Genomic DNA, 21,082 nt, shown 5'->3' with positions numbered 1-21,082 from the left:
GGGACCGGAAGTCGCGCTGCCGCCCATCCCTTCCACACCCCACCCCAAACAGAACGCTCCGGAGAAACACAGATGACGACGATCAGGCAATTGCTGTTGACCGCGGGCCTTGCGCTCGCCCTCGTGGGCTGCAGCTCGCCCGTCAAGCTCAACGAGAACGGCACCGCGCCGGTCGACGCGCGCACCGGCGCCGGCCAGGGCTCGGGCGCGGACGGCTCGGGCGCAGGCGGTGGCAGCCGCCAGGTCACCCCGGTGACCGTCGACGCGCGCGATGCGCTGAACGACCCGGCCAGCCCCCTGGCCAAGCGCAGCATCTACTTCGATTTCGACAGCTTCAATGTCCGCGAGGAGTATCGCGGCACGCTGGAAGCCCATGCGCGCTTCCTGAACGCGAACCCCAAGGTCCGCGTCGTCGTCCAGGGCAACACCGACGAGCGCGGCACCCGCGAGTACAACCTCGCCCTGGGCCAGAAGCGCGCCGAGGCGGTGCGCCGCACGCTCGCCGCGCTGGGCGTGGCCGAAGCGCAGATGGAGGCCGTCAGCCTGGGCGAGGAGAAGCCGCGCGCCACGGGCAGCGACGAAAGCGCGTTCGCCGAGAACCGTCGCGCCGACCTGGCCTACCAGTAAGCATCCGCCCCGTGAAACCCGCCGCCTCCCTGTTCGCCGCGCTGACCGTCGCCGTCGTCGGCCTGCTCGCGCCCGCGCCCGCGCAGGCGCTCTTCGACGACACCGAGGCGCGCCGCGCGATCATCGACCTGCGCGGCCGCTTCGAGGTCCAGACCCGCGAGATGGCGGAGCTCAAGGCCCGCCTCGACCGGCTCGAGCAGGTTTCACGCGGCCAGCTCGAACTGCAGACCCAGATCGAGGCGCTGCGCCAGGAGGTCGCGCGGCTGCGCGGCCAGCTCGAGGAGCAGGCCAACGCGCTCGCGCAGACCCAGCGGGCCCAGCGCGACCTGGCCTCCAGCGTGGACACGCGGCTGAAGCAGGTCGAGCCGGAGCAGGCGCAGGTCGACGGCAGGACCGTCACGGTCGAGACCGAGGAGCGCAAGCTCTACGAGAGCGCGCTGTCGCAGTTCCGCGCCGGCGACTTCGCCCGTTCGGTGGCCAGCCTGCAGCAGCTGCGCAGCCGCTGGCCCGAGAGCGCCTACACGGCCAACGCCCTCTTCTGGACCGGCAGCGCGCAGTTTGCGCTGAAGGACTACAAGGCCTCCATCGCCAGCCACCAGGTCCTGCTCACCCGCTTCCCGGACTACCCGCGGGCGGCGGACGCGATGCTGAACCTCGGCTATGCGCAGGCCGAAAGCGGCGACCGCAAGGCCGCCAAGGCCACGCTCGAAAACGTGATCCGGAAATATCCGGACAGCCAGGCGGCGCAGCTCGCGCGCGACCGCCTCCCCGCGCTGCGCTGACGCGCGGGCGACCCTCACCGGAAGCACTCTCGCATGCTGCAGGAAGCCGACGTCCTGGCGCTGCAGGCCACGGTCGCCTGGGCGGCCTTCGGCCTGTCCTTCGTGCTCGGAGCGGTGATGAACCGTTCCGGCTTCTGCACGATGGGCGCGCTCTCAGACATCCTCAACATGGGCGACTGGACCCGGATGCGCATGTGGCTGTGCGCGATCGGCGTCGCCGTGCTCGGCGCGCAGGCGCTCGCGCTGGCCGGCCTGGTTGACCTGGGCAAGTCGATCTACACCGCCCCCAGGCTCAGCTGGCTGTCCAACCTCGCCGGCGGCTTCCTGTTCGGCTTCGGCATGGTGCTGGCCTCGGGATGCGGCAGCAAGACCCTCGTGCGCATCGGCGGCGGCTCGCTGAAGGCAGTGGTCGTGTTCCTGGTGCTCGGCCTCACCGCCTACATGACGCTGCGCGGCCTGTTCGGCGTCTGGCGCGCCAGCTTCCTCGACCCCGTCGCCATCCAGCTGTCAACCGCACAGGACCTGCCCACGCTGCTGGGCGCAGGCGACGCGAACACGGTGCGCACGCTGAGGCTCGTGCTGGGCGGCGGCATCGGTCTCGCACTGGTGGCCTTCGCGCTGGCCGGCCGAGAGTTCCGCAGCCTGGACAACCTGCTGGGCGGCATCGGCGTGGGCCTCGTGGTGGCCGGCGCCTGGTACGTCTCCGGTCACCTGGGCTTCGTCGCCGAGGATCCGCGCACCCTCGAAGAGGCCTTCGTCGCAACGAACTCCGGCCGGCTCGAGGCCATCTCCTTCGTCGCGCCAGTGGCGTACACGCTCGAGTTGCTGATGTTCTGGAGCGACGCCAGCCGCATCGTCACCATCGGCATCGCGTCGGTGGTCGGCGTCATTGCCGGCTCCTTCGCCTGGGCACTGGCCAGCCGCAGCTTCCGCTGGGAGGGATTCGCCGGACCCGAAGACACCGCCAACCATCTCGTGGGCGGCGCGCTGATGGGCATCGGCGGCGTCATCGCCCTGGGCTGCACCATCGGCCAGGGGCTCTCCGGCCTGTCCACGCTGGCCATCGGCTCCTTCATCGCCTTCGCGGCGATCCTGGCCGGCGGCGTGGCCGGCGTGCGGTACCAGGCCTGGCGGGTGGAGCGGATGGTCTGACGCCCCTGGCGTGCAGCGGCCGGGTGAGCTTCCCCATCGCCTGGATTTGACGAACGAAAATGATGACGTTAGAATTCTAGGCTTGCTACGGGGGTCGTTAGCTCAGCTGGTAGAGCAGCGGACTTTTAATCCGTTGGTCGCAGGTTCGAATCCCGCACGGCCTACCAACCGTATCGAGGGCCTGGCAGAAATGCCAGGCCCTTTTTGTTTTCCGGCGCTTCGGCACGTTGCCCGGAATCCATTGCGCGTGCCGCCGTGATCGCCGGTCAGCCCGCAATGCGTGTCGGAGAACTTGACGCGCTCTGCCGAGGATCATCGGCAAGTCCTTGATTCCCGTGGGCCGTGGACGCATGGCGAGACATTGACTATTCCCCCGCAACTTGCGATAATGTTTTTCTATCCATAGGCGTATTCCGGTCATAGCACTGAATCCGCTGGCCTCGATGTCCCGAGGGTGCCGCATTCGGCGCCGGGGCATCGCAGGAACGTCCGGCCTGACCTGATGCGGCCGGTTTCCGGCACGCACCGCTTGCGGCGAGCCTGCCACCCACGAGGCTCCGACGCGGCCCGCGCCGCCCGAATCCTCCCTCATCGCAGGCCTGCGCCCTGCGGACGAGCCAGAGCCCGGTACAACGGGTTTCGGGTTCGGCTCCTGCACCTGTTCGCGCCTGCGTCCAGGACACATACGAAGGGACCCGATACATGGCCAAGGAAGAACTGATTGAAATGCGCGGCACCGTCACCGAGGTGCTGCCCGATGCGCGCTTTCGCGTGACCCTCGATAACGGCCACCTGCTCACCGCCTATTCTGGCGGCAAGATGCGCAAGCACCGCATCCGCGTGCTCGCCGGCGACAAGGTTTCGCTCGAGATGTCGCCCTACGACCTCTCCAAGGGGCGGATCACCTTCCGTCACCTGCCCGGCCGGCCCTCGCCCGCACCGCGCGCCTGAACACTGCCGGTCGCGGCGCATCGGCGGCGCAGCCCGCCTGCGCCCGGCCGTGGTCGACTCATTGACGGTCCGTGGCGCCCGGCCAGGACCTGGCAGGGCAACGCCCCGCTGCCGCATCCCCACCCTTCCCGTAAAGACTCCTCCGTGACGCGATGAGGCGCTCGCCTGCATCGCAACGGAAGCCTGCGTTCGCGCACGGATTCGCCTGCGCCGCCGGTTCCCGCCAGTTCCATCTCCCGGGGCCGCTTGCTGCGTCCGCCGCCCGGCGTGGCCCAGAATGTCGGGTCCGACAACCATTACGACCGGGAGACACCCCATGGATGAAGCCGAGCGCAAGCGCCGCACCAAGGAGACCGCGAAGATGCTGTTCTCCTCCCTCAAGGGCGGCATCGGTTTCGAGCTCTGGAAGAAGTTCGACGCGGACCTCGCCAAAGAGCTCTCGATGTTCTACACGGGGGTGCTGTATTCGCGCGAAGTGATCCCGCAGAAGACCCGCGAGCTTTGCGCCGTGGCCTCGCTGACGGTGCTCGAACGCAAGAACGAGCTGAAGGCCCATATCCACGCCGCGATGAACGTCGGTGCCACCCGCGCCGAGGTGGCCGAGGTGATCTTCCAGCAGGCGACCTACGGCGGCATGCCGGTCACCGTCGAGGGCCTGCAGGCGCTGCGCGACGTGCTCGTCGAGCGCGGCGAATGGGAGGAGTGATGCACTCGCGCGCCAGGCACGCTAGGCCTGCCCGGCGCGCTCGCGGCAGAGTCCGCGCCACGCGGCGCCGCTCGATGCGATGAGCGCGACGCTGAAGCGGACCACCGTCGTGCTGGCGATCGGCGCGGCGCTGTTCTTCGCCTTCGACCGCTACGGCCCCTGGCAGAGCGGCAGGGGCTGGCGCCCGAAGCCGGTGGAGACCGTCTCGGCGCAGGGCAGCGTGCTGCGGCGCACGGTCGACGGGCACTACTACGCAAATGGCAGCATCAACGGCGAGCCGGTGGTGTTCATGGTGGACACCGGCGCCAGCACCGTGGCGATGGGCTCCGCGCTGGCAGAGCGCCTCGGGCTCGGGCCCTGCAGGGAAGCGAGCTACCGCACCGCCGGCGGCACGGTGCGCGGCTGCGAGGCGCGCGCCGACGAGCTCGTCGTGGCCGGGCTGCGCCTGCGCGACGTGCGCGTCGGCGTGCTGCCGGACCGGGGCGAAGACATGCTGCTGCTTGGAATGAACGTCCTGCGCCATTTCCGGATCGAGACCGAAGGCGGCCGGATGACGCTCACCCCCGCGCCGCGCTGAGCGGCCTTGCCCGCGCCAGCCACGCGGGCGATGATCCGAGGACCCCTCTTCGGACGACCCTTCCCATGACGCCACTCACCCAGCAGGCCGGCCAGAGCAGCGTCGGCGCCCTGTTCCGCGGCCGCGCCGAGCTCCATCCCGCCAGCCCGGCGATCCAGACCACCGATGGCCGCGTGCTGTCCTATGGCGAACTGAACCAGCGTGTGAACCGCGCCGCATCGGTGCTCGCGTCACTGGGCGCGCGGCGCGGCGACCGGGTTGCGATCCTCTCCGAGAACCGGCCCGAGTACCTGGAGCTGCTGCTCGCGTGCGCCAAGATCGGCGCCATCCTGGCCTGCCAGAACTGGCGGCTGGCGCCTCCCGAGCTCGCGCACTGCGTGAAGCTGGTCGAACCCGTGGCGGTGTTCGCCTCCGAGCGGCACGACAGCCTGCTCGCCAAGGCCGGCTTGCCTGCCACCGTGCACACGGTGCGCATCGGCGCCGACTACGAGGCGCGCCTGGCTGCCGCCAGCCCCGCCGAGCCCGTGCTCGCCGCGCAGGCCGAGGACGGCCTGATGATCCTCTACACCAGCGGCACCACCGGCCTGCCAAAGGGCGCGGTGATCTCGCACCGCGCCGAGATCGCCCGCTCGCTGGTCGGCTACGCCGACCTCGGCACCCGCCCCGGCGACACCTGCATGGCCTGGGCGCCGCTGTTCCACATGGCCGCGGCCGAACCCTCGCTGAGCGCGCTGATGGCCGGCGGCAAGGTGATCGTCGTGGACGGCTTCAAGCCCGACGAGATCGCCTGGCACGTCGGCCAGGAGCAGTTCGGCCACCTGCTGCTGATGCCCGGCATGATCGAGCCGCTGATCGCGGAACTGGAGCGGCAGAAGATCGTTCCCAAGGGCGTGCGCATCTGCGGCGCGATGGCCGATCTGGTGCCGGCGCACCAGATCGCGAAAATCACCGCGCTGCTGGGCGCGCCCTACCTGAACACCTTCGGTTCCACCGAGACCGGCGCGCCGCCCGCCTCGGCCAATCTGCTCGCCGCCGGCCAGGTGCCCACCAGGCTTTCCAAGCAGCAGAACCACTTCTGCGAGATCCGCCTGGTCGACGCAGACGACCAGGATGTGCCGCCCGGCGCGCCCGGCGAGCTCGCGATTCGCGGACCTACGGTGTTCTCCGGCTACTGGAATGCGCCGGAGACCAACGAGAAGGATTTCCGCGGCGGCTGGTTCCACATGGGCGACATGTTCGTGCGCAACGCGGACGGCACGCTCGATTTCGTCGACCGCGTGAAATACATGATCAAGTCCGGCGGCGAGAACGTCTATCCGGCGGAGATCGAGCGCGTGCTGCTGCTCGATGCCCGCGTGGCCGACGCGATCGTGGTGCGCCGCCCAGATCCGAAGTGGGGCGAAGTCCCGGTCGCCATCGTGGCCCGCAAGGACGACAGCCTGCAGGCGCAGGATCTGCTCGATCGCTGCCGCGCCGAACTCGCCGGCTACAAGCGGCCCAAGGAAATCGTCTTCGTGGAACTCGAGCAGTTGCCGCGCAGCACCACCGGCAAGATCCAGCGCCACGAGGTCGAGGCCTGGCTGAAGAAGCAGGCTTCGTAGAAACCCCGACCGACCGGAGCGCCGGACCGGTCCGGCGCTGTGCAGAATGTCGGCTCGACAGGTCCCCGTGAGGGACGAGGAGACACAGCCGATGAACGCCACCACCGCCGCCGGCCGCCCGCGCGGCCTCGCGCCCGTCGACGGGCTTTCGCACGTCGCGGGCAGCACCGACACACCCCTGTCCGAGGACACGATCCCCGCCTGGATCGACCGCACCGTCGCTGCCCACGGCGGCCGGGAGGCCTGCGTGTTCCGCGAGCAGGGCATCCGCTGGACCTGGGCGCAGCTGCGCGACGAGTCCGACCGCTTCGCGGCGGGGCTGGCCAGGCTCGGCTTCGGCAAGGGCGACCGCCTGGGCATCTGGTCGCCCAACCGCAGCGAATGGATCCTCGCGCAGTACGGCACTGCCAGGCTCGGCGTCATCCTCGTCAACATCAACCCCGCCTACCGCGTCTCCGAGCTGGAGTACGCGCTGAACAAGGTGCAGTGCCGCGGCATCGTGGCTGCGCCGGCCTTCAAGTCCAGCGACTACCTGGGCATGCTCTGCCAGCTGGCGCCCGAGATGGCGCGCAGCGAACCCGGCGCGCTGCGCGCCGACGCCCTGCCCCACCTGCGCCACGTGATCCGCATGGGCGAGGAGCGCAGCCCCGGCATGCTCAACTTCGCCGACGTGCTCGCGCTCGCCGACGAAGCGGGCGTGGCCGCCGCGCGTGCGGCCAGCGCAGCGCTCGACCGCAACGACCCGATCAACATCCAGTTCACCAGCGGCACCACCGGCAGCCCGAAGGGCGCCACGCTCACCCACCGCAACATCGTCAACAACGCGATCAGCGTCGCCGCGGCGATGCGCTTCGGCGCCGGCGACCGGCTCTGCGTCCCGGTGCCGCTTTACCACTGCTTCGGCATGGTGATGAGCTCGCTCGCCTGCGCGGTGACCGGCGGCACGATGGTGTTCCCCGGCGAGGGCTTCGACGCCGCCGCCACGCTTGCTGCAGTCGAGAAGGAACGCTGCACCCACCTGCACGGCGTGCCGACGATGTTCATCGCGGAGCTGGACGCGCCGCAGTTCGCCGCCACGGAGCTCGGCTCGCTGCGCGGCGGGATCATGGCCGGCTCGCCCTGCCCCATCGAGGTGATGAAGCGCGTCAACGCCGAGATGCACATGACCGAGGTCACCATCGCCTATGGCATGACCGAGACCTCGCCGGTTTCCTTCCAGTCGTCGGTGGACGACCCGGTGGAACGCCGCGTCTCCACCGTCGGCCGCATCCAGCCTCACCTGGAAGTGAAGATCGTCGACGGCGGCGGCAACACGGTCGAGGTCGGCGAGAAGGGGGAACTGCTCACCCGCGGCTACTCGGTGATGCTCGGCTACTGGGGCGACGAGGACCGCACCCGCGAGACGGTGCGCGGCGGCTGGATGCACACCGGCGACCTGGCCACCATCGACGCGCAGGGCTACTGCAACATCGTCGGCCGCGTGAAGGACATGCTGATCCGCGGCGGCGAGAACGTCTACCCGCGCGAGATCGAGGAGTTCCTGTTCGGCCACCCGAAAGTCTCGCAGGTGCAGGTCTTCGGTGTGCCGGATGCGCGCTTCGGCGAGGAGGTCTGCGCCTGGGTCGTGCTCAAGCCCGGCGAGCAGGCCACCGAGGACGAGATCCGCGGCTGGTGCCGCGACCGCATCGCGCACTACAAGGTGCCGCGCTACGTTCGCTTCGTGCAGGAGCTGCCGATGACCGTCACCGGCAAGGCCCAGAAGTTCGTGATGCGCGAGAAGATGATGAGCGAGCTGGGGCTCGCCGAGCAGAAGAACGCATGAAGTTGTTTCATCCGGTCCGCGCCCGGCCGCCCGGCCTCCGATCACATCCAGAAGGAAACCTGAACATGCCCCTCCCCCGACGACGCCTCCTCGCAGCAGGTGCAGCCCTCGCCGCCGTTTCCCTGGCGACGGGCTGCGCCGGTTTCGGCTTCGGCGAACCCGTCAGCGTGGTGGTCGTGGGCCTCGATCCGATTCCCGGCGAGAGCATGGAAGCGCGCTTCGCGCTGAGACTGCGCGTTCAGAACCCGAACGAGCAGGCGCTCGAGTTCGACGGCATCCACGTGGAGCTCGACGTGCGCGGCTCCCGCCTTGCCAGCGGCGTCAGCGCGCAGCGCGGCACGGTCGCCCGCTTCGGCGAAACCGTCGTCACGGTGCCGATGAGCGTGTCCGTGATCGGCATCATCCGGCAGGCGGTGGACTTCGCCACCGGTCCGCGCGTCCGGGCCGACTATGCGATGCGCGGCCGGCTCGCCGGCCCCGGACTGGGCTTCGGCGGCGCGCGCTTCGAGTCGAAGGGGGAACTGAGGATCCCCGAGGGCCTGCTCGAGCCCGCGAAGTGATTCGCGGTTCGATGAAACCGCGGTAACGGCTTCATCGAACCGGGCCGGCAGCCCGCCCCGGGGGCGGACCGCCTGCCGACGTCAGCGGGTGTAGTCGGTGACGTTCGCCCAGCGGCCGTTGCGGATCTGGGCGATGCGCGCCTGGTCCTGCCCCATGCGCTTGGTGGGAGTCCACGCGATCTCCGGATTGCCGAAGAAGGTGCGCGGATAGCCGTGATCCTCGAGCGCCTTGACCAGCGCGTCCGGGCTCAGGTTGGGACCAGCCTTCTCGGCCGCCCGCGCGAAGATGTCGACCAGCATCGAGCCGTAGACCGAGTACAGGTCGGGATCCTCGTTGAAGCGCGCCTTGTAGGCATCCATCCACTCGTTGAGCGACTTCGAGTTGCCCGGATCGTCGCGATAGGGAGTGGCAACGGTGCTCACCGCGTACAGGCCTTCGACGGCCTTGCCGCCGGCCTTGGCCACCATCGGCTGGTAGGCCGCCTCGCTGCCGAGGAAGTCACCGGCGTAGCCGAGCTGGCGGGCCGCGGCCATCGCGCCGATCGTCTCGCGCACCACGGTGCCAAGGATGATCAGGTCGGGGTTGGCAGCCTTGAGCTTCTGCATCTGCGAGGAGAAGTCGGTGGCGCCGCGCTTGTACGAGGTCCGCTCCACCAGCGCCAGCCCGGCCGACTTGAGCGCCGCCTCGGCGCCGCGCACCACGTCCATCCCGTACTCGTCGTCCTGGTAGAGGATGGCCACGCGCTTGTACGGCTTCATCTTCAGCATCTCCTGGATGCCGATGCGCGTGGTGTTCGGGTAGGGGTTGGACAGCGAGAACTTCAGCTTGTGCAGCGGCTCGAAGTTGCCGGTGTGGGCGGTGATCGGGAACAGGTGCGGCACGCCCTTCTCGATGACCAGCGGCAGGGTGGCCAGCGACACGGGCGTGCCCAGCGAGCCCACCATCGCGAAGATCCTGTCCTGGTTGAGCAGCTTCTGCGCGGCCAGCACCGCCTTCTTGGGGTCGTAGCCGGAATCCTCGATGACGACCTTCAGCTTGCGGCCGTGGATGCCGCCGGCGGCGTTGAGCTGCTCCGCGCGCAGGAGCATCCCGTTGTTGATCGGCTTGCCCAGCGCGACCACCGGACCGGAAAGGTCCTGGATCGAGCCGATGACGATCTGGTCCTTGCTGACCCCCTGCGCGGCCAGCGCGCTGCCGGTGCCGGCCAGCAGCAGCGCGGAGGCCGTTGCGACGGTGGAAATGAACGAACGACGTGATTGCATATGATGGACTCCTGTCCTGGTGTCGTGAAACTGTAGTTCTGGTCAGGCATCGGCAATGAAGGATGCCTCGCGGCGCGCGCGCTTCGTCGGCACGCGCACCGTCCGCATCACAAGCCGATGAAGTCGGTGACGCCCAGCCACTTCCCGTCCTGGATCTGTGCGATGCGCACCTTGTCCGGGCCCACGCGCTTGGTCGGGCTCCAGGCGATCTCCTGGTTGCCGAGGAAGCCGCGCGGATAGGGATGGGTCTCCAGGGCCTGCACGAGCGTGTCGTTGTTCAGGTTCGGGCCCGCCTTCTCCGCCGCCTTCGCGAAGATGTCCACGCCCATCCAGCCGCCCACCGCGTAGACGTCCGGGTCCTCCCCGAAGCGCGACTTGTACGACTCGATCCAGTCCTCCAGCGCCTTCGGATTGCCCGGCAGGCCCCGGTAGGGCGCGGGGGTCCCGTTCAGCGCATAGAGCCCCTCGACGAGCTTGCCGCCGACCTTCGCCACGGTGGGCTGGTGCACCGCCTCGCTGCCGAGGAAATCGCCCTTGTAACCGAGCTGCCTGGCGGCGCCGATCGCCCCGAGCGTCTCCCGCACGATGGTGGCCAGAACGATGAGGTCCGGGTTGGCGGCGTTGATCTTCTGCATCTGCGTGGAGAACTCGGTGGCGCCGCGCTTGTAGGAGGTCTTCTCCACCAGCGACAGGCCGGCGGCCTTGAGCGCTTCCTCCGCGCCCTTGAGCACGTCCACTCCGTACTCGTCGTCCTGGTACAGGATGGCGACGCGCTTGTACCCCTTCATCTTGAGCATCTGCTGGACGCCGATCCGGGTGCTCAGCGGGTAGGGAATCGCAGTGGAGAATTTCAGCTTGTTGAAGGGTTCGTAGGTGGCGCTGTGCGCGGACACCGGGAACAGGTGCAGCACGTTCTTCTCGAGCACCACCGGCATCGACGCGAGCGTGGTCGGGGATCCGAGCGTGCCGATCATCGCGAAGATCCTGTTCTGCGTGACCAGCTTCTGCGCCGCCAGCACGGACTTCTTCGGGTCGTAGCTGGAGTCCTCGACGATCAGCTTGAGCTTGCGACCGTGGATTCCCCCGGCAGCGTTGATCGACTCGACGCGCAGGATCATCCCGTTCTGCACGTACCTCCCCAGGACGGCGATGGGACCGGAAAGGTCCTGGATCGATCCGATGACGATCTCGTCCTTGCTCACGCCCTGAGTGGCGTGGGCCAGCCTGATGCCGGCCATCGCAGCGGCAGAACCTGCTGCGGTCTGGAGGATGAATGTGCGGCGTGAGGGCATGGTCTTGTCTCCTTGGTAACGGTCAATGTCCTGATGCTGCGGCCCCCGGATGCGGCTGGCGCGCGTGCCGGGAACCCCCGCGATCCGGGAGGCCGAGCGCAGATCGCGCGTCCTCTGGCTGGTATCGACAATCGCAGACATTCGCACCCCGGGGCAGTTCCATCCATCGAGGGTTTCCCGGAGCCTGGCGCCCCCGGCAACCGAAAGCGACACGGGCGGCGAGCAGGCCCGGCAAACGTCCGCGGCAGGGAGCGCGCGCGCCATGCCCTGCCTGCCTATACTTGCCGTCACGTCCGCAGGGAGCGAAGGCCCCCGGCGGGAACGTCCGGGACGGCCATTGCCCCGGGCGAATCCAACGCATGGAGACCTTCAGATGGAACTCAGCAAGACCCGCCGCGCCCTTCTCGGCGCAGTGGCCGCAGCGACGGTGCTGTCCGGCACCGCCGCCGCCCCGGCGCTCGCCGAGACCTTCCCGTCCCGGCCGATCACGCTCGTGATCCCCTTCCCGCCCGGCGGCGCCACCGACACGCAGTTCCGTGCCCTCGCCAGCGCGGCGTCCAAGGAGCTCGGCCAGCCCATCGTGGTCTCGAACCGTGCCGGCGTGGGCGGCACGCTGGGTCCGGTGACGATGGCCCGGACCGCTGCGCCCGACGGCTACACGGTCGCGGTGCTCCCCGGCACGCTGTACCGCCTTCCGCACCTGCTGAAGTCGGCCGACTGGGACCCCACCAGGGACTTCACCTACATCGTCGGCCTGACCGCCTACTCGTTCGCGATCACGGTCGCCGCCGATTCGCCCTGGAAGACGGTGCCCGACATGCTCGCCGCAGCGAAGGCAAAGCCCGACCAGTACTCCTACGGCACCGTGGGCACCGGCAGCACCGGCCACATCGCATCGTCGCGCCTGCTCAAGGCCGCCGGCGTCAAGATGAACTTCGTCCCGTTCAAGGGCGCGGCCGAGCAGCAGCTGGCGCTGATCGGCGGCCACATCGACATGGTGGGCGACGCCGGCTGGGGCGTCCAGGCCAAGGCCGGCAAGATCCGGCCGCTGGCGCTGATGGCCGAGAAGCGCGCGAAGAACTGGCCGGACGTGCCCACGCTGAAGGAGCTGGGCTACGACATCGTCGCACTCTCCACGCTCGGCATCGGCGGACCGAAGGGAATGGACCCTGCCGTGGTGAAGGTGCTCCACGATGCGTTCCGCAAGGCATCGAAGGATCCGGCCTTCCTGGAGATCCTCGACATGGAGAACCAGCCCGAGCTCTACATGGACAGCGCGGCCTACGCCCGCGCCGCCGCCGAGCAGTTCGAGAGCGACCGCAGGTTCGTCGCCGAGCTCGGACTGACCAGGCAGTAGCCGGGCCACCGCCCCGCCGCCGCCGCCCCCGATCGACCACAAGGAAGACGACCCCTCCATGCCCTCGAATGCACGCGCGAGGCTGCGCGCCCCGGCCGCCGGCCGCCGCAATCTCCTCCGGGGGCTCGCGGCCTCCCCCCTCCTCGCCGCGCCGATGGGGCGCCAGGCGCTCGCCCAGCCCTTCCCGTCCCGGCCGGTCACACTGATCGTTCCCTTCCCGCCGGGGGGCGCCACCGACAGCCTGTTCCGCGCGCTCGCGCAGGTCGCATCGAAGGATCTCGGCCAGCCGATCCAGGTCGTCAACCGCCCGGGCGCGAGCGGCACCATGTCCCCGGCGATGATGGCGAAGACCGACAAGGCGGACGGCTACACGCTCGCCGTGCTGCCCGCGTCGCTCTACCGCCTGCCGCACCTGCAGGCCTCGAACTGGGATCCCACCCGCGACTTCAGCTACGTGATCGGTCTCACCGCCTACACCTACGGCGTGAGCGTTCGAGCAGACGCGCGATGGAAGACGCTCGCCGAGGTGTTCAGCGAGGCCCGCGCCAAACCCGGGCAGATCAGCTACGGCACCACGGGCACCGGCACCAGCGGCCACATCGCAGCCGAGCGGATGGCGAAGGCCGCGAACGTGAAGCTGAACTTCGTCCCCTTCAAGGGCGCCGCCGAGTGGTCGGCTGCTTTGCTGGGCGGGCACATCGACCTCGCGGTCGACCCGGGCTGGGGCGCGCTCGCGCAGGCCGGCAGGATCCGGGTCCTCGCAACCGCCACGCCGGAGCGCGTGCTGCCCTCGGTGCCCACGCTGCGCGAGCTCGGCCACGACGTGGTCACCGTCTCGATGCTGGGCATCGGCGGCCCGGCCGGCATGGACCCGGCCGTCGTGAAGACGCTGCACGACGCCTTCCTGAAGGCCGCGAAGGACGACGCGTTCCAGCGGATCCTCAGGAGCGAGAACATGGTCACCATCCACCTGAATCCGGCAGCCTTCACCCGCTACGCGATCGACAAGTACGAGAGCGACCGGCTGGCGGTGAAGGAGCTCGGGCTGCTGCTGAAGTGAAGACCCGCGCCCTCGTCCTGTTCTCCGGCGGCCAGGACTCCGCCACCTGCCTCGCCTGGGCGCTCGAGCGCTACGAGCGCGTCGAGACCGTCGGTTTCCGTTACGGGCAGCGGCACGCGGTGGAGCTCGATTGCCGCCCGCGCATCCTCGAGAAGCTTCGCTCGGGCTTCCCCGCCTGGGGAGGCCGGCTCGGCGACGACCACCTGCTGAACCTGGACGTGCTCGGCGAGGTCAGCGACACCGCACTGACCCAGGACCGCGCCATCGAGATGGACCGCAGCGGCCTGCCCAACACCTTCGTTCCCGGGCGCAACCTGCTGTTCTTCACGCTGGCGGCGGCGCTGGCCTACCGGCGCGGCCTGCAGGTGCTGGTCGGCGGCATGTGCGAGACCGACTACTCCGGCTACCCGGACTGCCGCGACGACACCCTGAAATCCCTGCAGGTGACGCTGAACCTCGGCATGGACACCCGGATGCTGGTCGAGACCCCGCTGATGTGGATCGACAAGGCCGGCACCTGGGAGATGGCGCAGCGGCTGGGCGGCGACGCGCTGGTGGAGCTGTTCGCCGAGGAGACCCACTCCTGCTACCTGGGCGACCGCAGCGTCCGCCACCCCTGGGGCTACGGCTGCGGCGCCTGCCCGGCCTGCGAGCTGCGGCGCAGGGGATGGGAAGCCTGGAGCGCCGGCAGCTGAGCCCGGGCCGGGCCACTGCGCCCGGTCAGCGAATCGCGACGTCCGGCGCCTGTCCGCCGCCGGACCGCGCAAAGCTCAGGCGGCTGTGCAAGCCCGCGCGACGAGCCAACCGCGGGCGAGCACGTAGGCCGCCAGATAGGCAGCCGCGCAGCTCAGCGCGAACAGCGCAGGGCTCTGGGATGTCGCCACGCAGGCCAGGGGATCGGCCGCGGCGGGCTGGACAGCGCCCCAGATCAGCGCCGCGCAGGTGCCCGCGAGGTGCGAGCGGATACGCCCGCGCGTGCCCGCATTCGAGAAATTCACGCCGTTCCCTCCTGTTCTTCCTTGTCTGGCGCGGCTCCGGCTCCCGAAGCGCGCGCCCCGCAGCCGTCGGCGGGATTCTCGGTCACCCCCTCCATGCGAACCCCCTGCCGTGCACCGTGAGTAGCGGCAGCACGTGCCCGGTCGCCGCTCGCACCCTGGCGCGCAGCCGCGCGACCAGGGCGTCCAACCTCGCGCGGGTGACCGTGCTCTCGTCGTGGCCGAGCGCGCGCAGCACGTCGCCGCGGTCGACCACCACGGGCCGGTTCTCGTGCAGCACGAACACCAGCGCCCATTCCAGTTCGGTAAGCCGCAGGCTGCCCCCGGTGCGATGCTGGACACGGCGCTCCGCCTCGACCAGGTTCCAGTCCACGGGCTCTTCGGCCACCGCGCGCACGGCCGGACCCGATTCCGTGCGTCTCAGGGACGCCTCGATCAGCGCCTCGATCTCCAGCGGATCGACGGGTTTCACGAAGTACGCATCGGCCCCGTGGCGCAGCGCCGCGAGTCGGTCGCTGAGCTGCCCGAGGGCGCTGAGACAGATCAGCCTGGCCTGTGGCGCAAGCGTGCGGGCACGCTCGATCACGTCGAAACCGCTGCCGTCGGGAAGCATCATGTCCACCAGGACCACGTCGACCTGTCCCTGCTGAAGGATGGCGGTGGCCTGGGCCACGGTGGCGCAATGGGCGCAGGCGGCGCCCGCCGCGGAAAGAAAGCGGGCGAGCTGCTGGCCGAGCAGGGTCTCGTCCTCGACGATGCAGATGCGCGCTCCCGACAGCCGGCTCATTGCGTGGCCTCCCGCAGGCCCTGAGCGCCTGCGACCGGCAGGACCACCGTGAACACGCTGCCGCCGGTCGGGCTCGCGTGGAATCTCACCCGCCCGCCCACGCCCTCGACCACGCGCCACACCAGCCACAACCCCAGGCCGACGCCCGGGTTGCGCATCGCGCTGCGGCCACGCCAGTAGCGCTTGAAGATCAGCTCACGATCCTCCGCCGCGATGCCCAACCCGTCGTCGGAAACGACGAACTCCACGTGATCGGCGCCACCCCGGACATGCACGTCGACGCGGGCCTCGGGCCCGCCGTGACGGAGCGCATTCTCGACCAGATTCGCCAGGATCAGCCTCACCGCCTCGGGGCTCGCCCCCACCGTCGTATCGTCCGACACCGCGGTGCGCAGCAGCACACAGCGATCCGGCCAGTTCAGCCGCAAGTCCCCGACCACCTCGCGGCTGGCTCGCGCCACGGCGGTCGGCTCCCGCGTCCCCGACCGCGCCATGTCCGCGAGCGACTCGCCGGTGGCCACCCGCTCCAGCAGGTTCGCGACGCGCTTGGCCTGGACGATCATCGCCTGCGAGAACGGCGACACCGCGGGGTGCTCGCGCTCGGCGTTGCGCGCCAGCACGCAGAGGGTGGCCAGCGGCGTGCGCAGCTCGTGAGAGAGCATCCGGAACATGTCGCGGCTTTCGGCGATCGAGCGCTCCTCCGCCGAAAGCCTCGCCTGGAGGACCTCCGCGCGAACGCGCAGGCGCCGACTGCGTTCGGCCTCGCGCATGAGGCCGACGAGGCTGTTGAAGACGACGATCGCGGCGCATATCGTTCCCAGCTGCCAACCGTGGAAGGCCAGCGGACCAGGTGCCGCAAGGCCAGCGAACGCCATCTTGACCGGCAGCTGGAAGCCGACCTGCGCGGCGAGCATCGCAAGGTTCAAGCGCTCCAGCGAGGTCCGGTTGCGCAGTCCGATGATGCCGGAGCCGACGATGACCAGGATGGATCCGGTGTGCAGCGCGAGCACCGCGGGCTGCAGCGCGGAGAATGCGCCGGCCGCGGAGCCCGCTGCGGCGGCGAACTGCGCGCCCGCCGACCACCCCGCGTACCCGGCCACCCGCGGCGAGGCGCGCGGCGCGCCGCTCCAGCGAGCGGCCACGAGCGTTCCGGCGCCGCAGCCGACGCACAGGGCCAGCTCGAGGGCGCGCCTCGAGCCACCCGCCGATCCCGCGCCGAACAGGAGCGGCACGAGCCCGTTCGCCGAACCGAGCAGAACAGTCGCGCTCGCAAGCATCAGAGCGAACGCTCCGAAGCTCGCGTAGTCCCGCCCGCCGCTCGTCAGCATCAGGCCCAGCGCGCAGCCGAGCAGGATCACGAGCGCGCCGCAGAGCAGGCCGGCGAGCAGGGTACGGGCCTGCGCGCGCAGGATCGCCTGCTCCCGCGTCAAGAGGCGCACCGAGACCATCAGCGGGCCGTAGCTGCGCGCCTGCAGGAGCAGGACCGCGGCATCCGCGCCCTGCCAGGGAGGATCCGGCACATCCAGCACCGGCCAGGGGTCGATCCGACCATGAACGGAGCCCGGCTCGCCGTACAGCCAGCTCGTCCCTCCGAGGACCCTGCGGCTCCCGGGCTCGATGGCCGCGAGCGACACCCGCTCGAGCCAGGGGGGCGACACCTCCAGCACCGCGTCCGCCGCTTCGCCCATGGCGCGCAGGGCCGGCTCGGGCAGGCGCACCTCGAACCAGGCCTCGTTCGCCGCCCCTCGCAGCGCGACCGCCGGCCCGTGCGGGGCTCGATCCGAGGGGTCGAGGGCCTGCAGCGCCTCCAGCGCGTCGGCCGCGGTGACCGGTTGCCCCGGGACCGTGACGAGCCCGATGACCTCCGACCGATGATCCTCAGGGAGATGAAGCTCGTCCACGACCGTGCTCAACCAGACGCCGATCCCCAGCAAGGCCATCAGGAGCAGGGTGAACGCTGGATAGAGTCCGCCAGACGTCCGCGCGGAGCCCCGCCTCTGTTCGCGAGGTCGTTCCGGGGTGTTCATGGGCCAGGAGGGGTTGGTTCGAGGGCGCGGACGGCGGAGGCCGGAGCCCGCGGCGCTGGCACGCGCGCCGCGAGCGGCGCCGGATCTCGGGAGACGCCGCGGGCGTCGGCCGCGTCAGCGGGCGAGCCCATCAGCTCCGGCCGGGCCGAGACCGGGGCTGGCGGCGCCCGGGAGCGGCGCCGCCCTCAGGGCCTGGCGTCAGCCGCCGCTGGCGACGTTGTCCGGAACGTTCCGGAAGAAATAGATCAGGTTGACCACGGTGTCGTTGTCAGCCGGCCACGTGCCGGAGAACGCGACTGCGGCGGTGGCGCCGATCGCGTCGGCCTGTGCCAGCCGGCGAAGCTGGCCGCGGCTCGAAAGCGACTCGCTGCCGTTCAGGTTGACCGCGGCCTTCTTCGCCATCCACGTCGGCACGTTGGCGATGGTGATGGCGTTGTAGATTTCGCCGTCGATCGTCAGGTTTCCGACGAAGATGAAGTCCTCGGCGACGTGCTTGGCGAACAGCCGGTTGGTCGTGGCCCGCGAGGTCACGCCGGCAGCCCGCAGGTCATTGATCCACTTGTTGCCGTTCGTGGACACCGCGGTCCCCGCCGTCTCGGCGCAGTAGCCGAGCGGATCGGACGCGGTGGCGCTCAGGTCCGCGCCCGAGTAGTCGTAGACCGCGGCGCGCGTGGGGTTCGCGTTCAACGCGTAGGTGGCAGCCGCCCCGAGGTCGTGCACCTGGAAGTCGATCACGCCATCCCGGTCGCAGTCGCCCGGCAGGCGCCCTTTGAGGTTTTCGTACTGGCCGATCAGCGCCTCGACGTTCTTGACGTCGTTGACCAGCTTCTGGGCGCGGGCGTTCTCCAGCATCGTTTGGCCCTTCATCACCGCCATCAGCAGCAGGCCGGCGATCAGCACGACCACCGACAGCTCGACGAGGGTGAAGCCCGTCTGCTTCTTCGTCATGGGTTTCTTCATCATCGTTCTCCGATCAGGGTTTCAGGGGGTTCAGGTGGTGGAGTCGGCCGCGTTCGGCACGTTCCGGAAGAAATAGACGAGGTTCACGACGGTGTCGTTGTTGGCGGGCCAGCTCACGAGGAAGGCCGCGCCCGGGGTGAAGGCCGTGCCGGCGACCGCGCGCAGCTGCCCCCGGCTCGACAGCGATTCGCTGCCGTTGATGTTCACCGCGACCTTCTTGGCCATCCAGGTCGGCACGTTGGCGATGACGATCACGTTGTAGACCTCGGTGCTCGCGACAGCCAGGCTGCCGACGAACAGGAAGTCCTCGGCCACGTGCTTGGTGAAGAGACGGTTGGTGGTGGCCCGCGACACCACGCCTTCGGCGCGCATGTCGTTGAGCCAGCGGTTCGCGTTGCTCTCGGCAGTGGCCGTGTTTCCGGTCTCGGCGCAGAAGGCGAGGCCATCGACAGCCACCGCCGGCTCCCCGGCGGTGGCGCCGATGTCGCTGCCTGAATAGTCGTACAGGTCGGAGCGTGCGGCATTGCCGGTCAGCGAGAAGAATCCGGCTGTGGCGAACGGCGCGAAGCCGATGACGCCGTCGCGGTTGCAGTCGCCGGGCAGCCGCCCCTTGACGTTCTCGTACTGCCCGATCAGCGCTTCGACGTTCTTGATGTCGTTGACCAGCTTCTGGGCGCGGGCGTTCTCCAGCATGGTCTGGCCCTTCATCACCGCCATCAGCAGGAGGCCTGCGATGAGCACGACGACGGAGAGTTCGACGAGCGTGAAGCCCGATTGCTTGCTGCGCTTGAATTTCATGATGAGTGGTTCCTCGGGTCAGTCGTCGACGCTCAGGCGTCGGTGTCCGGCACGTTGCGGAAGAAGTAGATGAGGTTCACGACGGTGTCGTTGTTCGCAGGCCAGGCCGGGTCGAACGCATCGGTGCTGCTGATGTCGGCCGCGCCGGCCTTGAGCAGGCGCAGCTGGCCGCGGCTGGACAGCGACTCGCTGCCGTTCAGGTTCACCGCGACTTTCTTGGCCATCCAGGTCGGCACGTTGGCGACCGTGATCGCGTTGAAGATCTCGCCGTTGACGGTGGCCGAGCCGACGAAGACGAAGTCCTCGGCGACGTGCTTGGCGAAGAGGCGGTTGGTCGTGGCCCGCGAGATCGTGCCCGCGGCGCGCAGGTCGTTGATCCAGAGGTTCGCGTTGGTGGTCTTGGTGTCCGCAGACGCGACGCCGGTGTCCGGGCAGAAGCGCAGCGCGCCGTCGAGGGCGCCGGACGCGGACAGGTCGTTGCCGGTGTAGTCGTACTGCGCAGCGCGATCCGCGTTGTCCGTCAGCCCATAGTCGGCCCCGGCGGTGCCGCCGAGATCGGCCAGCGAGTAGTCGATCACCCCGTTGCGGTCGCAGTCGCCGGGCAGCCGGCCCTTGGCGTTCTCGAACTGGCCCAGCAGCATCTCGACCTGCTTGACGTCGTTCAGCAGCTTCTGGGCGCGGGCATTCTCGAGCATGGTCTGCCCCTTCATGACGGCCATCAGCAGCAGGCCGGCGATCAGCACTACGACGGAGAGCTCCACCAGGGTGAAGCCACTCTGGCCGGAGCGCGCCCGGCCGGCGCGGGCGAGCCCTGCAGCTGGGAGAGCGAACTTGGAAACGGACATGACCTTCCTTTCAATGAGTACATGAGGCATGTTCATGGGACAGCGCCTTAGTGTAATTCATGTTTTTCGGTGCCGCTTTGTGTTTTCGCAATACTTTCTAACGACTCATGACATCACGGACAGGGGCGCCGCACGGACACGGGCCTCGCTCGACGAAGGCCGGCGAACCTTAAGTCGCCTCTCAGACGCCTCTCAGACGCCTCTCAGACGCCGCCAGGCGCCGTCTGCGCGCCGTCGGAACCCGAGTCGCCCCCGGTCAGCCGCGCGCTCCCGCCAGGCGCCGGCCCTTGCGCCGCGGCGCGCCGCATCGCCGGTCCCGGATCGAAGTGCCAGCGGCGCCATGCACGCAGGACGGCCTCTGGGTAGGTGGCGCGCCCGAGGCTGCCGTTGTATCGGCCGAGCGCCCGGAACAGGTCGCCGCGTTCCATGTCCAGGTAGTGCCGCAGGATCGTGCAGCCGTAGCGGAGATTGACCCGAGGGTCGAGCAGTGCGCCTGCGTCGCCGTTGCCGAGAACGCGCGTCCAGAAGGGCATCACCTGCATCAGGCCCCGGGCCCCGGCGCTGGAGAGCGCATCCCTTCGGAAGCGGCTCTCCACGTCGATCACGGCCAGCACCAGCTGAGGGTCGAGGCCCGCGCGCATCGCCTCGTAGCGCAGCGCTAGCAGGAACTCGAGGCGATCCTCCAGCCGCGGCAATGCGCCCCGAGGCAGGCGCGCCGACATCGCATCCAGCCAGTCGATCTTCTCCTCCACCGAGGGGAACACCGGAAGGCGGCCGGCCGTAGCGTCGGACACGCGCTGCGACAAGGCGTTGCGCACGGCAGCCGACATCGGCTCGTAAAGCTGGGGGCCGGCATGCGACCCGGCGGCGGCGAGCGCGACGGCGAGCGCCACCAGCCTTGCGCGCAGACCGGCCATCGC

At 69.6% G+C, this 21,082-nt stretch carries 21 protein-coding genes and 1 tRNA gene; 13 read left to right on the top strand and 9 right to left on the bottom strand.

From position 1 onward, the window contains the following. Window positions 1-72: 72 nt before the first annotated feature. The 10 genes from pal (at window position 73) to HNQ70_RS10400 (ending at window position 8,778) form a co-directional block, all read left to right on the top strand. Window positions 73-627, top strand: coding sequence for a peptidoglycan-associated lipoprotein Pal (gene pal / locus HNQ70_RS10445; protein WP_183967146.1), 555 nt, complete (start codon window positions 73-75; stop codon window positions 625-627). Window positions 628-638: 11 nt separating this feature from the next. Beyond that, on the top strand, window positions 639-1,409 hold the full coding sequence (ybgF, locus tag HNQ70_RS10440) for a tol-pal system protein YbgF (RefSeq protein WP_183967144.1): 771 nt from the start codon (window positions 639-641) through the stop codon (window positions 1,407-1,409). A gap of 33 nt (window positions 1,410-1,442) precedes the next feature. Next, window positions 1,443-2,561: a YeeE/YedE family protein gene (locus HNQ70_RS10435; RefSeq protein ID WP_425504353.1), complete on the top strand. Its 1,119-nt coding sequence runs from the start codon at window positions 1,443-1,445 to the stop codon at window positions 2,559-2,561. A gap of 91 nt (window positions 2,562-2,652) precedes the next feature. Beyond that, window positions 2,653-2,728: transfer RNA gene (locus HNQ70_RS10430), tRNA-Lys, on the top strand. Window positions 2,729-3,263: 535 nt separating this feature from the next. After that, on the top strand, window positions 3,264-3,512 hold the full coding sequence (infA, locus tag HNQ70_RS10425; RefSeq protein WP_183967142.1) for a translation initiation factor IF-1: 249 nt from the start codon (window positions 3,264-3,266) through the stop codon (window positions 3,510-3,512). Window positions 3,513-3,828: 316 nt separating this feature from the next. Then, window positions 3,829-4,218, top strand: a complete 390-nt coding sequence (locus HNQ70_RS10420) for a carboxymuconolactone decarboxylase family protein (protein WP_183967140.1) — start codon at window positions 3,829-3,831, stop codon at window positions 4,216-4,218. A 79-nt stretch (window positions 4,219-4,297) separates the two neighbouring features. Then, entirely contained in the window at window positions 4,298-4,795 is a 498-nt protein-coding gene (locus HNQ70_RS10415; RefSeq protein ID WP_183967138.1) for a retropepsin-like aspartic protease family protein, read from the top strand. A gap of 65 nt (window positions 4,796-4,860) precedes the next feature. After that, window positions 4,861-6,396: a class I adenylate-forming enzyme family protein gene (locus tag HNQ70_RS10410; RefSeq protein WP_183967136.1), complete on the top strand. Its 1,536-nt coding sequence runs from the start codon at window positions 4,861-4,863 to the stop codon at window positions 6,394-6,396. 91 nt (window positions 6,397-6,487) lie between these two features. Then, window positions 6,488-8,218: an AMP-binding protein gene (locus HNQ70_RS10405; RefSeq protein WP_183967134.1), complete on the top strand. Its 1,731-nt coding sequence runs from the start codon at window positions 6,488-6,490 to the stop codon at window positions 8,216-8,218. Between the two features lie 65 nt (window positions 8,219-8,283). Next, window positions 8,284-8,778, top strand: a complete 495-nt coding sequence (locus HNQ70_RS10400; RefSeq protein ID WP_183967131.1) for an LEA/WHy family protein — start codon at window positions 8,284-8,286, stop codon at window positions 8,776-8,778. Window positions 8,779-8,859: 81 nt separating this feature from the next. Here HNQ70_RS10400 and HNQ70_RS10395 read toward each other — a convergent pair whose 3' ends face one another. Continuing rightward, complete coding sequence (locus HNQ70_RS10395; protein WP_183967129.1) at window positions 8,860-10,041, bottom strand: ABC transporter substrate-binding protein; 1,182 nt, start codon at window positions 10,039-10,041, stop codon at window positions 8,860-8,862. 107 nt (window positions 10,042-10,148) lie between these two features. Further along, window positions 10,149-11,333, bottom strand: coding sequence for an ABC transporter substrate-binding protein (locus HNQ70_RS10390; RefSeq protein WP_183967127.1), 1,185 nt, complete (start codon window positions 11,331-11,333; stop codon window positions 10,149-10,151). A 373-nt stretch (window positions 11,334-11,706) separates the two neighbouring features. Here HNQ70_RS10390 and HNQ70_RS10385 point away from each other — a divergent pair, with 373 nt between their 5' ends. The 3 genes from HNQ70_RS10385 to queC are packed head-to-tail and all read left to right on the top strand — an operon-like array spanning window position 11,707 to window position 14,445. Then, a complete protein-coding gene (locus tag HNQ70_RS10385; protein WP_183967125.1) occupies window positions 11,707-12,690 on the top strand; it encodes a Bug family tripartite tricarboxylate transporter substrate binding protein in 984 nt (327 codons plus the stop codon). Window positions 12,691-12,748: 58 nt separating this feature from the next. Continuing rightward, window positions 12,749-13,750: a tripartite tricarboxylate transporter substrate binding protein gene (locus HNQ70_RS10380; protein WP_183967123.1), complete on the top strand. Its 1,002-nt coding sequence runs from the start codon at window positions 12,749-12,751 to the stop codon at window positions 13,748-13,750. Beyond that, window positions 13,747-14,445 (top strand): 7-cyano-7-deazaguanine synthase QueC, encoded by a 699-nt coding sequence (gene queC / locus HNQ70_RS10375; RefSeq protein WP_183967122.1) that lies wholly within the window; start codon window positions 13,747-13,749, stop codon window positions 14,443-14,445. Before HNQ70_RS10380 ends, queC begins: the two co-directional genes overlap by 4 nt. A gap of 75 nt (window positions 14,446-14,520) precedes the next feature. Here queC and HNQ70_RS10370 read toward each other — a convergent pair whose 3' ends face one another. From HNQ70_RS10370 to HNQ70_RS10340, 7 genes are all read right to left on the bottom strand, one after another. Continuing rightward, window positions 14,521-14,748 (bottom strand): hypothetical protein, encoded by a 228-nt coding sequence (locus HNQ70_RS10370; protein WP_183967120.1) that lies wholly within the window; start codon window positions 14,746-14,748, stop codon window positions 14,521-14,523. Window positions 14,749-14,830: 82 nt separating this feature from the next. Beyond that, window positions 14,831-15,532 (bottom strand): response regulator transcription factor, encoded by a 702-nt coding sequence (locus HNQ70_RS10365; protein ID WP_183967118.1) that lies wholly within the window; start codon window positions 15,530-15,532, stop codon window positions 14,831-14,833. Further along, entirely contained in the window at window positions 15,529-17,445 is a 1,917-nt protein-coding gene (locus tag HNQ70_RS10360) for a sensor histidine kinase (RefSeq protein ID WP_183967116.1), read from the bottom strand. Before HNQ70_RS10360 ends, HNQ70_RS10365 begins: the two co-directional genes overlap by 4 nt. 312 nt (window positions 17,446-17,757) lie before the next feature. Beyond that, the gene (locus tag HNQ70_RS10355; RefSeq protein ID WP_183967114.1) at window positions 17,758-18,519 is read right to left on the bottom strand and encodes a prepilin-type N-terminal cleavage/methylation domain-containing protein; all 762 of its coding nucleotides are present in this window, start codon (window positions 18,517-18,519) and stop codon (window positions 17,758-17,760) included. Window positions 18,520-18,549: 30 nt separating this feature from the next. After that, the gene (locus HNQ70_RS10350) at window positions 18,550-19,317 is read right to left on the bottom strand and encodes a type II secretion system protein (RefSeq protein WP_183967112.1); all 768 of its coding nucleotides are present in this window, start codon (window positions 19,315-19,317) and stop codon (window positions 18,550-18,552) included. 32 nt (window positions 19,318-19,349) lie between these two features. Further along, the gene (locus tag HNQ70_RS10345) at window positions 19,350-20,162 is read right to left on the bottom strand and encodes a prepilin-type N-terminal cleavage/methylation domain-containing protein (RefSeq protein WP_183967110.1); all 813 of its coding nucleotides are present in this window, start codon (window positions 20,160-20,162) and stop codon (window positions 19,350-19,352) included. A gap of 203 nt (window positions 20,163-20,365) precedes the next feature. Beyond that, window positions 20,366-21,079 (bottom strand): lytic transglycosylase domain-containing protein, encoded by a 714-nt coding sequence (locus tag HNQ70_RS10340; RefSeq protein ID WP_183967108.1) that lies wholly within the window; start codon window positions 21,077-21,079, stop codon window positions 20,366-20,368. Window positions 21,080-21,082 lie beyond the last annotated feature (3 nt).

It is taken from the genome of Quisquiliibacterium transsilvanicum, assembly GCF_014202215.1.
GTDB lineage: Bacteria > Pseudomonadota > Gammaproteobacteria > Burkholderiales > Burkholderiaceae_E > Quisquiliibacterium > Quisquiliibacterium transsilvanicum.
The sequence above is the reverse complement of the archived record's forward strand: the minus strand, read 5'-3'. Positions and strand labels throughout refer to the sequence as shown.